General features: G+C 70.4%; 14 protein-coding genes. 8 read left to right on the top strand and 6 right to left on the bottom strand.

Going from position 1 to position 17,733, the window contains the following annotated elements:
• The first annotated feature begins 50 nt into the window (after positions 1 to 50).
• The gene (locus OHU74_RS07155) at positions 51 to 1,100 is read left to right on the top strand and encodes an LLM class F420-dependent oxidoreductase (RefSeq protein WP_371615111.1); all 1,050 of its coding nucleotides are present in this window, start codon (positions 51 to 53) and stop codon (positions 1,098 to 1,100) included.
• Between the two features lie 193 nt (positions 1,101 to 1,293).
• Positions 1,294 to 2,082: a ferritin-like domain-containing protein gene (locus tag OHU74_RS07150; RefSeq protein WP_371615110.1), complete on the top strand. Its 789-nt coding sequence runs from the start codon at positions 1,294 to 1,296 to the stop codon at positions 2,080 to 2,082.
• A gap of 24 nt (positions 2,083 to 2,106) precedes the next feature.
• On the opposite strand, the gene corA is transcribed toward OHU74_RS07150, so the two are convergent.
• Positions 2,107 to 3,141: a magnesium/cobalt transporter CorA gene (corA, locus tag OHU74_RS07145; protein WP_371615109.1), complete on the bottom strand. Its 1,035-nt coding sequence runs from the start codon at positions 3,139 to 3,141 to the stop codon at positions 2,107 to 2,109.
• 11 nt (positions 3,142 to 3,152) lie between these two features.
• Here corA and OHU74_RS07140 point away from each other — a divergent pair, with 11 nt between their 5' ends.
• The 4 genes from OHU74_RS07140 to mshC all read left to right on the top strand — a co-directional run bounded on the left by OHU74_RS07140 (position 3,153) and on the right by mshC (position 6,777).
• A complete protein-coding gene (locus OHU74_RS07140; protein WP_371615108.1) occupies positions 3,153 to 3,875 on the top strand; it encodes a histidine phosphatase family protein in 723 nt (240 codons plus the stop codon).
• Positions 3,876 to 3,975: 100 nt separating this feature from the next.
• Positions 3,976 to 4,566, top strand: coding sequence for a DUF3090 domain-containing protein (locus OHU74_RS07135; RefSeq protein ID WP_330295577.1), 591 nt, complete (start codon positions 3,976 to 3,978; stop codon positions 4,564 to 4,566).
• Positions 4,530 to 5,372, top strand: a complete 843-nt coding sequence (locus OHU74_RS07130; protein WP_371619593.1) for an SCO1664 family protein — start codon at positions 4,530 to 4,532, stop codon at positions 5,370 to 5,372. Before OHU74_RS07135 ends, OHU74_RS07130 begins: the two co-directional genes overlap by 37 nt.
• A gap of 175 nt (positions 5,373 to 5,547) precedes the next feature.
• The gene (gene mshC / locus OHU74_RS07125) at positions 5,548 to 6,777 is read left to right on the top strand and encodes a cysteine--1-D-myo-inosityl 2-amino-2-deoxy-alpha-D-glucopyranoside ligase (RefSeq protein WP_371615107.1); all 1,230 of its coding nucleotides are present in this window, start codon (positions 5,548 to 5,550) and stop codon (positions 6,775 to 6,777) included.
• A gap of 60 nt (positions 6,778 to 6,837) precedes the next feature.
• Here the strand turns inward: mshC and OHU74_RS07120 are convergent, their stop codons facing one another.
• From OHU74_RS07120 to OHU74_RS07100, 5 genes are all read right to left on the bottom strand, one after another.
• The gene (locus OHU74_RS07120) at positions 6,838 to 7,824 is read right to left on the bottom strand and encodes a PAC2 family protein (RefSeq protein WP_371615106.1); all 987 of its coding nucleotides are present in this window, start codon (positions 7,822 to 7,824) and stop codon (positions 6,838 to 6,840) included.
• Positions 7,825 to 7,951: 127 nt separating this feature from the next.
• Positions 7,952 to 9,559 carry a glycerol-3-phosphate dehydrogenase/oxidase gene (locus OHU74_RS07115; protein ID WP_330295574.1) on the bottom strand — a complete coding sequence of 536 codons (1,608 nt, stop codon included), beginning with the start codon at positions 9,557 to 9,559 and terminating at the stop codon, positions 7,952 to 7,954.
• 41 nt (positions 9,560 to 9,600) lie between these two features.
• Complete coding sequence (glpK, locus tag OHU74_RS07110; RefSeq protein ID WP_371615105.1) at positions 9,601 to 11,127, bottom strand: glycerol kinase GlpK; 1,527 nt, start codon at positions 11,125 to 11,127, stop codon at positions 9,601 to 9,603.
• Positions 11,128 to 11,205: 78 nt separating this feature from the next.
• Positions 11,206 to 11,988 (bottom strand): MIP/aquaporin family protein, encoded by a 783-nt coding sequence (locus tag OHU74_RS07105; protein WP_330295572.1) that lies wholly within the window; start codon positions 11,986 to 11,988, stop codon positions 11,206 to 11,208.
• 328 nt (positions 11,989 to 12,316) lie between these two features.
• Entirely contained in the window at positions 12,317 to 13,084 is a 768-nt protein-coding gene (locus tag OHU74_RS07100) for an IclR family transcriptional regulator (RefSeq protein ID WP_330295571.1), read from the bottom strand.
• A 260-nt stretch (positions 13,085 to 13,344) separates the two neighbouring features.
• Between OHU74_RS07100 and metH the strand changes: the two genes are divergently transcribed.
• Both metH and OHU74_RS07090 read left to right on the top strand, forming a co-directional pair.
• On the top strand, positions 13,345 to 16,857 hold the full coding sequence (gene metH, locus OHU74_RS07095) for a methionine synthase (protein ID WP_371615104.1): 3,513 nt from the start codon (positions 13,345 to 13,347) through the stop codon (positions 16,855 to 16,857).
• Between the two features lie 119 nt (positions 16,858 to 16,976).
• Positions 16,977 to 17,678 (top strand): HAD family hydrolase, encoded by a 702-nt coding sequence (locus OHU74_RS07090; RefSeq protein ID WP_371615103.1) that lies wholly within the window; start codon positions 16,977 to 16,979, stop codon positions 17,676 to 17,678.
• The last annotated feature ends 55 nt before the right edge of the window (positions 17,679 to 17,733 follow it).

Genomic DNA, 17,733 nt, shown 5'->3' with positions numbered 1-17,733 from the left:
CCCCGCAGACTGACGTTACTCATGAGTACTGACCGCTAAGGGGACTGCACATGCGGCTCGGCATCAATCTCGGTTACTGGGGCGCCGGCATGGACGCCGACAACCTCGCCGTCGCGCAGGAGGCCGACCGCCTCGGCTACGACGTCTGCTGGGCCGCCGAGGCCTACGGCTCCGACGCCCCGACCGTCCTGGCCTGGGTCGCCGCCCAGACCGAGCGGATCGACGTCGGCTCCGCGATCCTGCAGATCCCGGCCCGCCAGCCCGCGATGACCGCGATGACGGCCGCCACCCTCGACTCCCTCACCAAGGGCCGCTTCCGGCTCGGCCTCGGGGTCTCCGGACCGCAGGTCTCCGAAGGCTGGTACGGGGTGAAGTTCGACAAGCCGCTCGCCCGGACCCGGGAGTACGTGGAGATCGTCCGCAAGGCGATGAGCCGCGAGCGGCTGTCCTACGAGGGCGAGCACTGGACCCTGCCGCTGCCCGGCGGCCCGGGCAAGCCGCTCAAGCTCACCGTGCACCCCGAGCGCGAGCACATTCCGCTCTACATCGCCGCCATCGGACCCAAGAACCTGGAGCAGACCGGCGAGATCGCCGACGGAGCGCTGCTGATCTTCCCGGCCGCCGAGCACCTGGAGGCCACCGCGCTCACGCACATCCGCGCGGGCCGCGAGAAGGCCGGGCTGACGATGGACGGCTTCGACGTCTGCCCGACCGTGCCGCTGGCCCTCGGCGAGGACGTGGCCGCTCTCGCGGACATGTTCCGCCCGTACACCGCCCTGTACGTGGGCGGCATGGGCAGCCGCAAGCAGAACTTCTACAACCAGCTCGCCCAGCGCATGGGTTACGAGAAGGAAGCCGCCGAGATCCAGGACAAGTACCTGGCGGGCGACAAGCAGGGCGCGGCCGCCGCCGTCCCGCACTCGCTGATCGACTCCACCACCCTGCTGGGCCCGGTGGAGCGCATCGCGGACGGGATGCGGGCCTACGCGGAGGCCGGCGTCACCACCCTGACGCTCGCCCCGGCCGGCTTCACCCTGGACGAGCGGATCGCCGCCCTGCGCGCCGGCACCGAGGCCATGGAGATCGCGGGCCTCGCCTGACGGACCGGAGCCGCATGCTCTGCGGCCGTGGTGGGGGCTCGGGGGGTCTTCCCCGCCACGGCCGACACAGCCAACAACGCGTCCGGTGCCCGCGGGGTTACGCATCCCGGCCCACCGGTCGCGCTCGTTCATTCGGCCGAACCCCACGGCGCACCCGGTTGCCCGGTCCGCCGATCGGCTTTTGACTCGATGCATGCTCTCCGCACGCAGCCTGTTCCAGGAGATCGTCGACCACGACGACTCCTTCCAGCTGTTCTGCTCCATCGCCGCCGGCGGCGAGGCCCAGGGAGGCTGGGAGAACGCCCGGATCGCGGCACTGGTCCCCGACTCCATGCGCGATCTCGCGCCCAAGATCACCCGGCACGGGGCCGACGAGGACAAGCACGGCAGGATCTTCAACGCGCTGCTGCGCAAGCGCGGCCTGGCGCCCGTACCCGTACCGCCCGAGACCGACTACACGATGCTGCTGGAGCGCCGCGGCATCGGCCTGGCGCACGAGACCCTGCGCGGGCAGCGGGCCCTGAGCGAGGACGACATCGTCGTCTACCTCGCCCACAGCCGGGTCACCGAACAGCGCGCCGCCGAACAGATGGTCATGCTGGTCCGCCACTTCGGGGACCACCCCGACCTCGGCAAGGCCGTCCGCATGATCAGCGCGGACGAGGACAACCACCTCGCCTACTGCCACGAGGAACTCCTGCGCCTCGCCCGCGCCGGCCACGCCCGGACCATCCACCGCGTGCTGCGCGAGAGCGCGCTCGCCGAGATCGCCGTCTACCGCGACGTGAGCCTCGCCGTCATGGGCCACATGGGACGCCTGCTGCACTGGCCCGCACCCAAGGCCGCCGCGCTCGCCGCCGGGATCCGCGGGACGTACGCCTACGAGCGGTTCGGCGGCTGGCACCGGATGGTCGCCCTGCGCCCGCCGGAGCGCAGGAACGCGCTGGGCGGCGTACCGACGACGGCGCCCGAGTTCGCCTGAGGACCCTTGCGGGACGCCTGCGCGTCAGAGCCAGCCGCGGTGCTTGAACATGCGGTGCAGCCCCAGACACAGGGCCACCATCACCACGACCACCACCGGATAGCCCCAGCCCTGCTTGAGCTCCGGCATGTGCTCGAAGTTCATGCCGTAGATCCCCGCCACCATGGTCGGGACCGCCGCCATCGCCGCCCAGGCCGAGATCTTGCGCATGTCGTCGTTCTGCCGGACCCCCATCTGCGCCAGATGCGCGGCCAGCGCGTCCGAGAGCAGCCGGTCCAGGCCCTCGATGTACTCGTTGGCCTTCGTCAGGTGGTCGGCGACATCGCGGAAGAACGGCTGGGCGTGCTCGTGCACGAAGGGCACGCTCCCGAAGGCCAGCCGGTCCATCGGCTGCAGCAGCGGGCTCGTCGCCCGGCGGAACTCCAGGACCTGCCGCTTGAAGCCGTAGATCCGGGCCGCCGTGTTCTTGGTGTCCGCGGGGTTCGGCGAGAACACCTCCGCCTCCAGCTCCTCCAGATCCGCCTGGAGCTCGGCGGCCACCTCGATGTAGTGGTCCACCACCGCGTCCGAGACCGCGTACAGCACCGCCGTCGGACCGTGCTTGAGCACCTCCGGCTCCTGCTCCAGCCGGTGGCGCACGGCGGCCAGCGCGGCCCCCTCGCCGTGCCGGACCGTGACCACGAACGAGTCGCCGATGAACACCATCAGCTCGCCCGTGCTCACCCTGTCCGCGTTGTCGTCGTAGCGCACCGGCTTGAGCACCACGAAGAGCGAATCGTCGTAAACCTCCAGCTTCGGCCGCTGGTGCGCGGTCAGCGCGTCCTCCACGGCCAGCTTGTGCAGCCCGAACTCCGCACTGACGTGCTCGAATTCCGCCTCCGTAGGCTCGTGCATGCCCACCCACAGGAAGGCGTCGCCGGTCGCCCGCGCCTCGTCCAGGGCATCCGAGAAGTCCTCGGGCGCCTGGGAGCGGCGGCCGTTCCGGTACATCGCGCAGTCCACAATCACCTGCGCATTCTTCCCTGCCCGCACCCCGACCGCACACCGCCGCGAGCGCATAGGCTGGCCGCATGGCCACGCTGATCCTCGTACGACACGGGCGGTCCACCGCCAACACCGCCGGACTGCTCGCCGGATGGACCCCGGGGGTGAACCTCGACGAACGCGGCGAGGAGCAGGCCGCGGCGCTCCCCGGACGGCTCGCCGGGGTACCGCTCGCCGCCGCCGTCACCAGCCCGCTGGAGCGGTGCGCCCAGACCCTGGCCCCGCTGCTGGCCGCCCGGCCCGGACTCGCACTCCACACCGACGAGCGCATCGGCGAATGCCACTACGGCGACTGGTCGGGCCGCAAACTCTCCGAACTCTCCGAAGAACCCCTGATGCGCATCGTCCAGCAGCACCCGTCGGCCGCCGCCTTCCCCGGAGGCGAGTCCATGCGCGCCATGCAGGCCCGCGCCGTGGACGCCGTACGGGAGTGGGACGCGCGCATCGAGGAGGAGCACGGCGCCGACGCCGTCTTCCTGATGTGCTCGCACGGGGACATCATCAAGTCCCTTGTCGCGGACGCCCTCGGCATGCACCTCGACCTCTTCCAGCGGATCCACGTCGACCCCTGCTCGGTCACCGCGATCCGCTACACCCCGACCCGGCCGTTCCTGCTCCGGCTCGGCGACACCGGCGACTTCGCCTCCTTCACGCCCCGCGAAACCCCGGCCGGGGACCCCGCCGCCTCCCAGGACGCGGCCGAAGCGGGCGGCGAAGCGGTCGTGGGGGGCGGCGCGGGCGCGGTGTGATCGAACGGCGCAGTAGGCTGGACGGGCCAACCCATGGGCCCAGCCCTGCCCCTGCCTCCCCGGATCCCGTCCGGGGACCCCGGACACTTGGAGACTGGACGTGCCCCGTCAGGTGTTCCTCTACGACCCGCCGGACCGCTTCGTCGCGGGCACCGTCGGGCTGCCTGGACGCCGTACGTTCTTCCTGCAGGCCTCCGCCGGCCCTCGCGTCACCAGCGTCTCCCTGGAAAAGACCCAGGTCGCGGCGCTCGCCGAGCGGATGGACGAGCTGCTGGACGAGGTCGTACGGCGCACCGGGGGCAATGCCCCGGTCCCGGCCGTGGCCCCCGCCGAAGTCACCGACACCGCGCCCCTGGACGTCCCCGTCGACGAGGAGTTCCGCGTCGGCACCATGGCCCTGGCCTGGGACGGCGAGGAGCAGCGCATGATCGTCGAAGCGCAGGCCCTCGTCGAACTCGACGCGGACTCCGAAGAGGACCTCGCCGAGGCGGAGGAGCGGCTCCTGCAGGACGAGGAGAACGGCCCGCCCATGCTGCGCGTGCGCCTCTCCGGCGCCCAGGCCCGGGCCTTCGCCAAGAGGGCCCTGGACGTGGTCAACGCCGGCCGGCCCCCGTGCCCGCTGTGCAGCCTCCCGCTGGACCCGGAAGGGCACGTCTGCCCGCGCCAGAACGGCTACCGGCGCCAGGCGTGAACACCACGGGGGAACTGGAAGAGCTGCTGGCCCACGGCGAGCTCACGGTCGTCGGCCGGATCCGCGAGGCGTCCAACGCCGTCCTGCTGTGCAATGTCACCCACGAGGGCGTCAGCGCCGACTGCGTGTACAAGCCGGTCAAGGGCGAGCGCCCGCTGTGGGACTTCCCCGACGGCAACCTCGCCCAGCGCGAGGTCGCCTCCTACCTGGTCTCCGAGGCCACCGGCTGGGGGCTGGTGCCCCCGACCGTGCTCCGCGACGGACCCTACGGCGAGGGCATGGTCCAGCAGTGGATCGAGACGGGGGAGACCCAGGAGCCCGCGGCCGGACTCCTCGCGCTCGTGGAGGGCGAGGAAGCCGGGGAGGGCTACAAGCCCGTCGCCTTCGCCGAGGTCGGCGAAGGCCGCACCGCGCTCCTGGTCCACGCCGACGACGAGCGGCTGCGCCGGCTCTCCGTCCTCGACGTCGTCATCAACAACGGCGACCGCAAGGGCGGCCACCTGCTGCCCGCCCCCGACGGACGCCTCTACGGCATCGACCACGGAGTGACCTTCCACACCGAGGACAAACTGCGCACCCTGCTCTGGGGATGGGCGGGGGAGCCACTGACCGGGGAGGCCCGGTCCATGCTGACCTCCCTGGAGGCCCGGCTGGCCGCAGGAGAGCCCCTCGCCACCCGACTGGCGGAACTGGTCACCACCGCCGAGCTGGCCGCCGTACGGGCCCGGGTGGCCCTGCTGCTGCGCACCGGCAGGCACCCGCAGCCGTCGGGACAGTGGCCGGCGATCCCCTGGCCGCCCGTCTGAGCCCGCCTGCCCGAGCGCGTCTGAGCCCTTCAGGGCGCGTCTGAGCGGGGTCCGAGCCCGACCGCGCACCGCAGGCCCCGTACGCATACAACCGGCCATGGCGCAAGAGCGCCGATCAAGACAACAGTGCAGGTCCGGTTCGTTTTCGGAACACCCGTCCGGTTACGCTCGACGCATGCATGCCTGGCCCGCTTCTGAGGTCCCCGCCCTGCCTGGCAAGGGCCGCGACCTCCAGATCCACGACACCGCGACCCAGGGGACGATCACCCTCGCCCCCGGTCCCGTCGCCCGAATCTACGTCTGCGGGATCACCCCGTACGACGCGACGCACATCGGTCACGCGGCCACCTACAACGCGTTCGACCTCGTGCAGCGCGTGTGGCTCGACACCAAGCGGCAGGTCCTCTACGTCCAGAACGTCACGGACGTAGACGATCCCCTCCTGGAGCGGGCGCTGCGCGACAACCAGGACTGGACCGAGCTCGCCGAGCGCGAGACGGCCCTCTTCCGCGAGGACATGACCGCCCTGCGGATGCTGCCCCCGCAGCACTACATCGGCGCGGTCGAAGCCATACCCGGCATCGTGCCCCTGGTCGAACGGCTGCGGGACGCGGGCGCCGCCTACGAGCTCGACGGCGACGTCTACTTCTCGGTGGAGTCCGACGCGAACTTCGGCAAGGTCTCCAACCTCGACGCCGAAGCCATGCGCCTGCTCTCCGCGGAGCGGGGCGGCGACCCCGACCGCGCCGGCAAGAAGAACCCCCTCGACCCGATGCTGTGGATGGCCGCCCGTCCGGGCGAGCCCAGCTGGGACGGCGGCTCCCTGGGCCGCGGCCGCCCCGGCTGGCACATCGAGTGCGTGGCCATCGCCCTGGACCACCTGGGCATGACCTTCGACATCCAGGGCGGCGGCTCCGACCTCGCCTTCCCGCACCACGAGATGGGCGCCTCGCACGCCCAGGTGCTGACGGGCGAGTTCCCCATGGCCAAGGCGTACGTACACGCCGGCATGGTCGCCCTGCACGGCGAGAAGATGTCGAAGTCCAAGGGCAACCTGGTCTTCGTGTCCGCCCTGCGGCGGGCGGGAGTGGACCCGGCGGCGATCCGCCTGGCCCTGCTCTCGCACCACTACCGCGCGGACTGGGAGTGGACCGACGAGGTCCTCGCCCAGGCGGTGGCCCGCCTGGAGCGCTGGCGCGCGGCCGTCTCCCGCCCGGACGGCATCTCCGCCGACGCCCTGGTCGAGGAGGTCCGCGAAGCCCTGGCCAACGACCTGGACGCGCCTGCTGCTCTCGCGGCGGTGGACCGCTGGGTCGAGCTCCAGATCGCCACCGACGGCGACGACGAGTCCGCCCCCGGCCTGGTCTCCCGCACGGTGGACGCGCTGCTGGGCGTGGCGCTGTAACCACCGCCGGACATGGGGATGCCCCCGGCCCATCGGGCCGGGGGCATCCCCATGTGCCGCTCACGCCTCCGGCGGAGCACCCTCTTCCCCGCCCGCGGCCGGGGGCTCCGGATCCGGCTCCGGGTCCGCCTTCCGCTTCGGCGGACGCGGCAGACCACCCGAGGTGTCCCGCAGGTACGACCCGTCACCCGGCTCCGCGCCCGTGGAAGGGTCCCGCCGCCGCAAGTACCGCTCGAACTCCCGGGCAATGGCGTCCCCGGATGCCTCCGGCAGATCGGCCGTGTCCCGGGCCTCCTCCAGCGTCTGGACGTACTCCGCCACCTCGCTGTCCTCGGCCGCCAGTTGGTCCACGCCCACCTGCCACGCCCGCGCGTCCTCCGGGAGTTCGCCCAGCGGGATCCGGATGTCGATCAGATCCTCCAGGCGGTTGAGCAGCGCCAGCGTCGCCTTCGGGTTCGGCGGCTGGGAGACGTAGTGCGGCACCGCCGCCCACAACGACACCGCCGGGACCCCGGCATGGGTGCAGGCCTCCTGCAGGATGCCCACGATGCCCGTCGGGCCCTCGTACTTCGTCTCCTCCAGATCCATCGTCCGCGCCAGGTCCGCGTCCGAGGTGACCCCGCTGACCGGCACCGGCCGCGTGTGCGGGGTGTCCCCGAGCAGCGCGCCCAGGATCACGACCATCTCCACGCCCAGCTCGTGGGCGAAGCCCAGGATCTCGTTGCAGAACGACCGCCACCGCATGGACGGTTCGATGCCCCGCACCAGGACCAGATCGCGCGGCTTCGCACCGCCGATCCGGACCACCGACAACCGGGTCGTCGGCCAGGTGATCTTCCGTACCCCGTTGTCCAGCCACACCGTCGGCCGGTTGACCTGGAAATCGTAGTAGTCCTCGGCGTCCAGAGCCGCGAAGACCTCGCCCTTCCACTCCCGGTCCAGGTGCGCGACCGCACCGGAGGCCGCGTCACCCGCGTCGTTCCAGCCCTCGAACGCGGCCACCATGACCGGGTCGATCAGCTCGGGCACGCCCTCAAGCTCGATCACCCAGGTCTCCTTCCGAAGTTCCCTTGCGTACGTGGGTCAGCCTAAGCCTTGATGGGACGCCAGCCACAGCCCACGACAGAGGGGCGGTTCCCCCTGGAACCGCCCCTCTGCCCGCTCACGTAGCCGGTTATGCCTTGTCGGCCAGCATCTCCTCGACCCGGCCGCGCACTTCGGCGCTGTCCAGGCCGCGGACCGTCACCGTCGTACGGCGGCGCAGCACGTCATCGGCCGTCTCGGCCCACTCGTTGTCCCGGGCGTAGGCGACCTGCGCCCAGATCTCCGGACCGTCCGGGTGGATCCGCTCCGCGAGCGCCGGGTCCTCGTTCGCGAGCCGCGCGATGTCGAAGGCCAGCGAACCGTAGTGCGAGGCCAGGTGGCGCGCGGTCAGCGGGTCCATCCGCGAACCGGGCTCCCGGTCCACCAGCAGCCGGTGCGCCACCGCGTTCGGGTTGGCGACACCGGGCAGCGCGATCCGGCGCACCAGCGACTTCACCGGCTCCATGTCCTCGGTCAGCGGGCTCCCCGGCAGCTTCGCCAGCTTGTCCATGACCACCCGGCCGATGTGCCGGTACGTGGTCCACTTGCCGCCGGCCACGGACAGCATGCCGCCCGCGCCCTCGGAGACGACCGTCTCGCGCTTGGCCTTCTCGACCCCGCCGGGGCCGCCGGGCAGCACCCGCAGGCCCGCGAAGGCGTACGTCATCAGGGAACGGTCCAGATCGGCGTCCTTCACCGAGAAGGCCGCCTCGTCCAGGATCTGCTGGATGTCGGCCTCGGTGGCACGCACGTCCGCCGGGTCGCCCTCGTAGACCTCGTCCGTGGTGCCCAGCAGGAGCTGGTCCTCCCACGGCAGGGCGAAGGTGATGCGGTACTTGTCGATCGGGGTGGCCATGGCGGCCTTCCACGGCGACTTGCGCTTCATGACTATGTGCGCGCCCTTGGACAGCCGGATGGACGGCATCGAGTGCTTGTCCTCCATGCGCCGCAGGTGGTCCACCCACGGGCCGGTGGCGTTGAGCACGACCCGCGCGTCCACACCGAACTCGGTGCCGTCCAGACGGTCCTTGAGCTCGGCGCCGGAGACCCGGCCGCGCGTCATGCGCAGACCGGTGACCTCGGCGTGGTTCAGGACGACCGCGCCCGACTCCACGGCCGCGCGGACCGTCATCACGGCGACCCGCGAATCGTTCATCTGGTGGTCGTAGTAGACGGCGACGGCCTTGAGGTTGTCCGTCTTGAGACCCGGGTTGTCCGCGGCCGCCCGGGCCGGCGAGATGATCTTGCCCATGCCGTCGCCGAAGGCCGACAGCGCCGAATACGCGAACACGCCCGCACCCAGCTTCGCGGCGCCCACCGGGCCGCCCTTGTACACCGGCAGGTAGAACGTGAGCGGGTTGACCAGGTGCGGGGCCACGTCCTTGGCCAGCACCCGGCGCTCGTGGTGGTTCTCCGCGACCAGCTTGACCGAACCGGTCTGCAGGTAGCGCAGGCCACCGTGGACCAGCTTGGAGGAGGCCGAGGAAGTGGCGCCGGCGAAGTCGCCGGCGTCCACCATGGCGACCCGCAGACCCGACTGCGCGGCGTGCCAGGCCACCGAGGTGCCCAGGATCCCACCGCCGATGACGAGCAGGTCGTACGTGGCCTTCGCCAACTGCTCGCGGGTCTCGGCGCGGCTCGCGTTCGAACCGGCGGTCGGGTGCGAACCCAGGGTGGGAACGCTCTGCAGGCTGCTCATATCTCTCTTAGCTCCTCGTCGATAGCGTCAGCTGAGTGCGGTCAGCTGGCGTCTTCGTCGTCGACCCAGCCCATGGACCGCTCGACGGCCTTGAGCCAGCTCTTGTACTCGCGCTCCCGCTGCTCGGCGGGCATCCGCGGGGTCCACTCCGCCGCGCGGCGCCAGTTGGCGCGCAGGGCGTCGGTGTCGGGCCAGAAGCCGACGGCCAGGCCGGCGGCGTAGGCGGCGCCGAGGCAGGTGGTCTCGGCGACCATCGGGCGCACCACGGGGGCGTCCACGAAGTCGGAGAGCGTCTGCATCAGCAGGTTGTTGGAGGTCATGCCGCCGTCGACCTTCAGGGCCGCGAGCTCGACGCCCGAGTCCTTGGTCATGGCGTCGGTGATCTCACGGGTCTGCCAGGCGGTGGCCTCCAGGACGGCACGGGCGATGTGCGCCTTGGTGACGTACCGGGTGAGGCCGGCGATCACACCGCGGGCGTCGGAGCGCCAGTACGGGGCGAACAGGCCGGAGAAGGCCGGCACGAAGTACGCGCCGCCGTTGTCCTCGACCGAGGACGCGAGGGTCTCGATCTCGGCCGCGGTCTTGATCATGCCCATCTGGTCGCGCATCCACTGGACGAGCGAGCCGGTGACGGCGATGGAGCCCTCCAGCGCGTAGACCGGCTTCTGGTCGCCGATCTGGTAGCCGACGGTCGTCAGCAGGCCGCTGTAGGAGTTGATGATCTTGTCGCCGGTGTTCATCAGCATGAACGTGCCGGTGCCGTACGTGGACTTCGCCTCGCCCTCGGCGAAACAGGTCTGGCCGAACAGCGCGGCCTGCTGGTCACCGAGCGCCGAGGCGACCGGGACGCCGGCCAGGACGCCCTCCTTGACGTGGCCGTAGACCTCGGCGGAGGACTTGATCTCCGGGAGGACGTTGAGGGGCACGTCCATGGACTCGGCGATCTTCTCGTCCCAGGCCAGGGTGTGCAGGTTCATCAGCATGGTGCGCGAGGCGTTGGTGACGTCGGTGACGTGCACACCGCCCTGGGCGCCGCCGGTGAGGTTCCAGATGACCCAGGAGTCCATGGTGCCGAAGAGGATGTCCCCGGCCTCGGCGCGCTCGCGCAGGCCCTCGACGTTGTCGAGCAGCCAGCGCACCTTGGGGCCGGCGAAGTAGCTCGCCAGCGGCAGGCCGGTCTCGCGGCGGAAGCGGTCCTGGCCGACGTTGCGGCCGAGCTCCTTGCACAGGGCGTCGGTACGGGTGTCCTGCCAGACCAGAGCGTTGTGGACCGGCTCGCCGGTGTGGCGGTCCCACAGCAGGGTGGTCTCGCGCTGGTTGGTGATGCCGACGGCCTTGACGTCGGCAGAGGTGATCTCGGCCTTGGCCATGGCCCCGGCGACGACCTCCTGGACGTTGGTCCAGATCTCGGAGGCGTCGTGCTCGACCCAGCCCGGCTTCGGGAAGATCTGCTCGTGTTCCTTCTGGTCGACGGCGACGATGCGGCCGTCACGGTCGAAGACGATGCAGCGGGAGGAGGTGGTGCCCTGGTCGATCGCGGCGATGAAGGGACCGGTGCTGGTGGTCATGGTGGCTGCTCCTGGCAGGTGTCGAAGTAGGCGGAATCAGAATGGCGGTGCGGGTGGTGCCGTGGTGCCGATTACTGATCAGGCGAACGCGAGGTTGTACAGACCGCCGGCGAGCGCGGCACCCGCGAGGGGGCCGAGCACCGGGATCCAGGAGTAGCTCCAGTCCGAGCCGCCCTTGTTGGGCAGCGGCAGCAGGGAGTGGACGATGCGCGGGCCGAGGTCGCGGACCGGGTTGATGGCGTAGCCGGTGGGGCCGCCCAGCGAGAGGCCGATGCCGACGACGACGAACGAGGTGATCAGGACGCCGATGACGCCGAGGCCCTTGCCGTCGTCCTGGAGGCCCTGGGTCAGGATGGCCAGGACCAGGACGGCGGTGCCGATGATCTCGGTGGTCAGGTTCTGGACGACGTTGCGGATCTCGGGGCCCGTGGAGAAGATGCCGAGCACCGGGCCGGCCACGTCGTGCGGGTGCGGGTCCTCGGGGCCGAGCTTGGCGTCGCGGATGTGCTCCGGGTCGGCCAGGTGCGCCCGGAACTGTCCGTAGTAGGCGAGCCACATCAGGACCGAGCCGATCATGGCGCCGAGCAGCTGGCCGGCGAAGTAGACCGGTACGTCGCTCCAGTCGCCGCTCTTGATCGCGAGGCCGACCGTGACGGCCGGGTTGAGGTGCGCACCGGAGAGCGGTGCGGACACGTAGGCGGCGATCAGTACGGCGAAACCCCAGCCGAAGGTGATCGCGAGCCAGCCGGCGCCGCGGGCCTTGGAGCTCTTGAGCGTCAGTGCGGCGCAGACGCCGCCGCCGAGCAGGGTGAGCAGGGCGGTACCGATGGTCTCGCCGATGAAGATGTCGGAGCTGGACACCCGCGACTCCTTTGTCGTTCAGGGGTGGTCGACCACCGGGTCCCTCCGGTGGCCCACGCACTCGGTGAGTGCTGCACCGGTCCTTGGCCTTGCCACACCCTAACGCGTATTGCCGGTAGGTGTTCGGCAATGCCGACCGATGAACGGCAGTTTTCCGCCAGGCGAAGCGGGCGTCAAGGGCTCACCGGGCCAAGGGGCCGGATTGTTACCACTCGGTGTGATCGACCAAATCAGGCCATTGAGTGATCATAAAACGCCAAAAACCGCCCAGATGCCACATTTAAGCGGCCTCTGGACGGTCAGGGCAGGGCGATGGGCGTCGGCCGGATCAGAACCGGCCCGCCCCCAGGTCGCGGGAAACCGCCCGCGCGCAGTCCCGTACGGACGCCACGAGGGAAGCCCGGGGGTCCCCCGAGTCCCCGCACATCCGCTCCACGGCTCCCGCGACGGCCACTGCGCCGACCGGCATCCTGCGCCGGTCGTGGATGGGGGCCGCCACCGAGGCGAGCCCGTCCCAGGTCTCCTCGATGTCGCTGGCCCAGCCGCGGGCCCGGGTCAGCTCCAGGATCTCCTCGAAGCCCGCCCCGTCCGTGACCGTGCGGGGGGTGAACGCCTCCCGCTCCACCTCCATGACCTGCGTGTGCGCCACCGGGTCGTACGCCGACAGCACCTTGCCCAGGGCCGTGGAGTGCAGCGGCTGCATGGCCCCCACCTCCAGCACCTGACGGCTGTCGTCGGGCCGGAAGACGTGGTGCATGATCAGCACCCCGCTCTTGTGGAGCACCCCCACGTACACGCTCTCCCCGCTCGCACGGGCCAGATCGTCCGTCCAGACCAGGGCGCGGGCCCGCAGCTCGTGGACGTCCAGATAGCTGTTGCCCAGGCGCAGCAGCTCCGCGCCGAGCTGGTAGCGGCCGGAGGCCGGGTCCTGCTCCACGAAGCCCTCGGCCTGCAAAGTGCGCAGGATCCCGTGTGCCGTCCCCTTGGCCAGGCCGAGGGAAGAGGCCACGTCCGAGAGCCCCAGCCGGCGCTCGCCGCCCGCCAGGAGCCGCAGCATCGCAGCGGCTCGTTCGAGCGACTGGATGTTCCGTGCCATCGCGCAGCCTCCTGCTGACGTAGTTCGACAATGCTGAACACTATCGGTCGATGCCGACTTCGTGCATGGTGGGAAGAGTGTTCGGAAACGATGCGGCCAGGACGCCCCGGCCGAAAGTCGCCATCCCCGCGCACAGAATGCAGTCCGCCACGTGGGACGACCCCACCGGGGCCCGTTCGTCACCGTTACCCTGGCCGCGTGCACCCTTGAAACCGAGGGGGTGCAAAGCCGACAGCCGTCGCAGCCCAGGGAGCAGAACCATGGCCTCGTTGCCGAACCCGCCCGCAGACACCCAGACCCGGGCCGATGCCCTCCGCCAGGCACTGGCGACCCGCGTGGTCGTCGCCGACGGAGCCATGGGAACCATGCTCCAGGCGCAGGACCCGACGATGGAGGACTTCGAGCAGCTCGAAGGCTGCAACGAGATCCTGAACGTCACCCGCCCCGACATCGTGGCGAACGTGCACCGCGAGTACTTCGAGGCCGGTGTCGACTGCGTAGAGACCAACACCTTCGGCACGAACTACGCGGCCCTGGCCGAATACGACATCGCCGACCGCAACCTCGAGCTGTCCGTCGCCGGTGCCCGCATCGCCCGCGAGATCGCCGACGAGTTCACCGCCTCCACGGGACAGCAGCGCTGGGTCCTCGGCTCCATGGGCCCCGGTACGAAGCTGCCGACGCTCGGCCACATCGACTACGCGACCATCCGCGACGCCTACCAGATCAACGCCGAAGGCCTGATCACGGGCGGCGCCGACGCGCTGCTGGTGGAGACCACCCAGGACCTCCTCCAGACGAAGTCCTCCATCGTCGGCGCCCGCCGCGCCATGGAGGCCCTCGGCGTCTCCGTCCCGCTGATCTGCTCCGTGACGGTGGAGACGACCGGCACGATGCTGCTGGGTTCGGAGATCGGTGCGGCGCTGACGGCGCTGGAGCCGCTGGGCATCGACATGATCGGCCTGAACTGCGCCACCGGCCCCGCCGAGATGAGCGAGCACCTGCGCTACCTCGCGCGCAACTCCCGCATCCCCCTCTCCTGCATGCCCAACGCAGGCCTGCCCGTCCTCGGCAAGAACGGCGCCCACTACCCGCTGTCCGCGAGTGAGCTGGCGGATGCGCAGGAGACCTTCGTGCGCGAGTACGGGCTCTCGCTGGTCGGCGGTTGCTGCGGCACCACGCCGGAGCACCTGCGCCAGGTCGTGGAACGGGTCCGCGGTCTGAACCCGGCCGTGCGCGACCCCCGCCCCGAGCCGGGTGCGTCTTCGCTGTATCAGACGGTGCCGTTCCGTCAGGACATCTCGTTCATGGCGATCGGTGAGCGGACGAACGCGAACGGGTCGAAGAAGTTCCGCGACGCGATGCTCGAAGCGCGCTGGGACGACTGCGTGGAAATGGTCCGCGACCAGATCCGCGAGGGCGCGCACATGCTCGACCTGTGTGTCGACTACGTCGGCCGTGACGGTGTCGCCGACATGCAGGAACTCGCCGGCCGCTTCGCGACCGCCTCCACGCTGCCGATCGTCCTGGACTCGACGGAGGTTCCCGTCCTGCGGGCGGGTTTGGAGAAGATCGGCGGCCGCGCCGTCATCAACTCCGTGAACTACGAGGACGGCGACGGCCCCGAATCCCGCTTCGCGAAGGTCACCGCCCTGGCCCGGGAGCACGGCGCCGCGCTGATCGCCCTGACCATCGACGAAGAGGGCCAGGCGCGCACCGTCGAGCACAAGGTCGCCATCGCCGAACGCCTGATCGACGACCTGACGGGCAATTGGGGGATCCACGAGTCGGACATCCTCATCGACACCCTCACCTTCACGATCTGCACGGGTCAGGAGGAGTCCCGTAAGGACGGCATCGCGACGATCGAGTCGATCCGCGAGCTCAAGCGCCGCCACCCGGACGTCCAGACCACGCTGGGTCTGTCGAACATCTCCTTCGGCCTGAACCCGGCCGCCCGCGTCCTGTTGAACTCGGTCTTCCTCGACGAGTGCGTCAAGGCGGGCCTGGATTCGGCGATCGTGCACGCCTCGAAGATCCTCCCGATCGCCCGCTTCGACGACGAGCAGGTCGGCACCGCCCTCGACCTGATCTACGACCGGCGCGCCGAGGGCTACGACCCGCTGCAGAAGCTCATGGCCCTCTTCGAAGGCGTCAACACCAAGTCCCTGAAGGCCGGCCGCGCCGAGGAGCTCCTCGCGCTGCCGCTGGAGGAGCGCCTGCAGCGCCGCATCATCGACGGCGAGAAGAACGGCCTGGAGGCCGACCTCGACGAGGCCCTCCAGACCCGCCCCGCCCTCGACATCGTCAACGACACCCTCCTGGAGGGGATGAAGGTCGTCGGCGAGCTCTTCGGCTCCGGCCAGATGCAGCTCCCCTTCGTCCTCCAGTCGGCGGAGGTCATGAAGACCGCGGTCGCCCATCTGGAACCGCACATGGAGAAGAGCGACGACGAGGGCAAGGGCACGATCGTGCTGGCCACCGTCCGTGGCGACGTGCATGACATCGGCAAGAACCTCGTCGACATCATCCTGTCCAACAACGGCTACAACGTCGTCAACATCGGTATCAAGCAGCCGGTCTCCGCGATCCTGGAAGCCGCGCAGGAGCACAAGGCCGATGTGATCGGCATGTCGGGTCTCCTGGTGAAGTCCACGGTGATCATGAAGGAGAACCTGGAGGAGCTCAACCAGCGCAAGCTGGCAGCCGACTACCCGGTCATCCTCGGCGGTGCCGCGCTGACCCGCGCCTACGTCGAACAGGACCTCCACGAGATCTACGAGGGCGAAGTCCGCTACGCCCGCGACGCCTTCGAAGGCCTGCGCCTCATGGACGCCCTCATCGCGGTCAAGCGCGGCGTCCCCGGAGCCTCCCTCCCCGAGCTCAAGCAGCGCCGCGTCGCCAAGCGCGACACCCCGGCACTCCAGGTGGAGGAGGCCGAGGAGCCCGGTGGCCGCTCGGACACCGCCACCGACAACCCGGTGCCCACGCCCCCGTTCTGGGGCACCCGGGTCGTCAAGGGCATCCCGCTCAAGGACTACGCGTCCTGGCTCGACGAGGGCGCCCTGTTCAAGGGCCAGTGGGGCCTGAAGCAGGCCCGTGCGGGCGGAGCCACGTACGAGGAGCTGGTGGAGTCCGAGGGCCGGCCCCGTCTGCGCGGGCTGCTCGACAAGCTGCACACCGAGAACCTCCTCGAGGCGGCCGTGGTCTACGGCTACTTCCCGTGCGTCTCCAAGGGCGAGGACCTGATCATCCTCGACGAGGCCGGCAACGAGCGGACCCGCTTCACCTTCCCCCGCCAGCGCCGCGGCCGCCGCCTGTGCCTCGCCGACTTCTTCCGCCCCGAGGAATCCGGTGAGACCGACGTCGTCGGCCTCCAGGTGGTCACCGTCGGCTCGAAGATCGGCGAGGCCACCGCCAAGCTCTTCGAAGCCGACTCCTACCGCGACTACCTCGAACTCCACGGACTGTCCGTCCAGCTCGCCGAAGCCATGGCCGAGTACTGGCACGCCCGCGTCCGCGCAGAACTCGGATTCGGCGGCGAGGACCCCACCCAGGTCGAGGACATGTTCGACCTCAAGTACCGCGGAGCCCGCTTCTCCCTCGGCTACGGCGCCTGCCCCGACCTCGAAGACCGCGCGAAGATCGCCGACCTCCTCCAGCCCGAACGCATCGGCGTCCACCTCTCCGAGGAATTCCAGCTCCACCCCGAGCAGTCCACCGACGCCATCGTCATCCACCACCCGCAGGCGAAGTATTTCAACGCACGCTGACACGGACCGGCGTACACTTGTCGGTCCCATACAGGCCGGTCACCTGTTCCTCCGGGCATGCCCCCGGAGGTGAGGTGACCGGCCTTGTCGTCCCTCAGGACCTTCAGAGAGGTGCGCGCATGACGAGCACAGTTCCCGCCCCCGTCGCCCGTACGGCCGACGGACATGCCCTGCAGGCGGTGCTGCTCGACATGGACGGCACCCTCGTCGATACCGAGGGGTTCTGGTGGGAGATCGAGGTCGACGTCTTCGGTGAACTCGGCCACCGCCTCGACGAGTCCTGGCGCGACGTGGTCGTCGGCGGCCCCATGACCCGCAGCGCCGGATTCCTCATCGAATCCACCGGCGCCGACATCGGCCTCGCCGAGCTCAGCGTGCTCCTCAACGAGCGCTTCGAAGCCCGCATCGCCGACCAGGTGCCCCTCATGCCGGGCGCCGAACGGCTGCTGGCCGAACTGGCCCGGCACAACGTGCCCACCGCCCTCGTCTCCGCCTCCCACCGGCGGGTCATCGACCAGGTCCTGCTCACCCTCGGCCGCGACCGCTTCCACCTGACGGTCGCCGGCGACGAAGTCGCCCGTACCAAGCCGCACCCCGACCCGTACCTCATGGCCGCCCGCACCCTGGGCGCACACCCCTCGCGCTGCGCCGTCATCGAGGACACCGCCACCGGTGTGGCCTCCGCCGAGGCAGCCGGCTGCCGGGTCGTCGCCATCCCCTCGGTCGGCCGGATCGCGCCCGCCCCGGGCCGGACCATCGTGCGCTCGCTCGAAGACGTGGACCTGCCGTTCCTGCGCTCCCTCATCACTCCGATGAACTGACCGCGCACGCTCCGTACCGCACGATCCGCCCGCAGGACTCCGGTCCCGCGGGCGG

Source organism: Streptomyces sp. NBC_00454 (assembly GCF_041434015.1).
Classification (GTDB): domain Bacteria; phylum Actinomycetota; class Actinomycetes; order Streptomycetales; family Streptomycetaceae; genus Streptomyces.
The sequence above is the reverse complement of the archived record's forward strand: the minus strand, read 5'-3'. Positions and strand labels throughout refer to the sequence as shown.

Coding starts and splice junctions, on each gene's coding strand:
- OHU74_RS07155 (WP_371615111.1), top strand. CDS start 51: ATGCGGCTCGGCATCAATCTCGGTTACTGGGGCGCCGGCATGGACGCC.
- corA (WP_371615109.1), bottom strand. CDS start 3,141: ATGCGCTCGCGGCGGTGTGCGGTCGGGGTGCGGGCAGGGAAGAATGCG.
- metH (WP_371615104.1), top strand. CDS start 13,345: ATGGCCTCGTTGCCGAACCCGCCCGCAGACACCCAGACCCGGGCCGAT.
- OHU74_RS07115 (WP_330295574.1), bottom strand. CDS start 9,559: ATGAGCAGCCTGCAGAGCGTTCCCACCCTGGGTTCGCACCCGACCGCC.
- glpK (WP_371615105.1), bottom strand. CDS start 11,127: ATGACCACCAGCACCGGTCCCTTCATCGCCGCGATCGACCAGGGCACC.
- mshC (WP_371615107.1), top strand. CDS start 5,548: ATGCATGCCTGGCCCGCTTCTGAGGTCCCCGCCCTGCCTGGCAAGGGC.
- OHU74_RS07140 (WP_371615108.1), top strand. CDS start 3,153: ATGGCCACGCTGATCCTCGTACGACACGGGCGGTCCACCGCCAACACC.
- OHU74_RS07100 (WP_330295571.1), bottom strand. CDS start 13,084: ATGGCACGGAACATCCAGTCGCTCGAACGAGCCGCTGCGATGCTGCGG.
- OHU74_RS07090 (WP_371615103.1), top strand. CDS start 16,977: ATGACGAGCACAGTTCCCGCCCCCGTCGCCCGTACGGCCGACGGACAT.
- OHU74_RS07150 (WP_371615110.1), top strand. CDS start 1,294: ATGCTCTCCGCACGCAGCCTGTTCCAGGAGATCGTCGACCACGACGAC.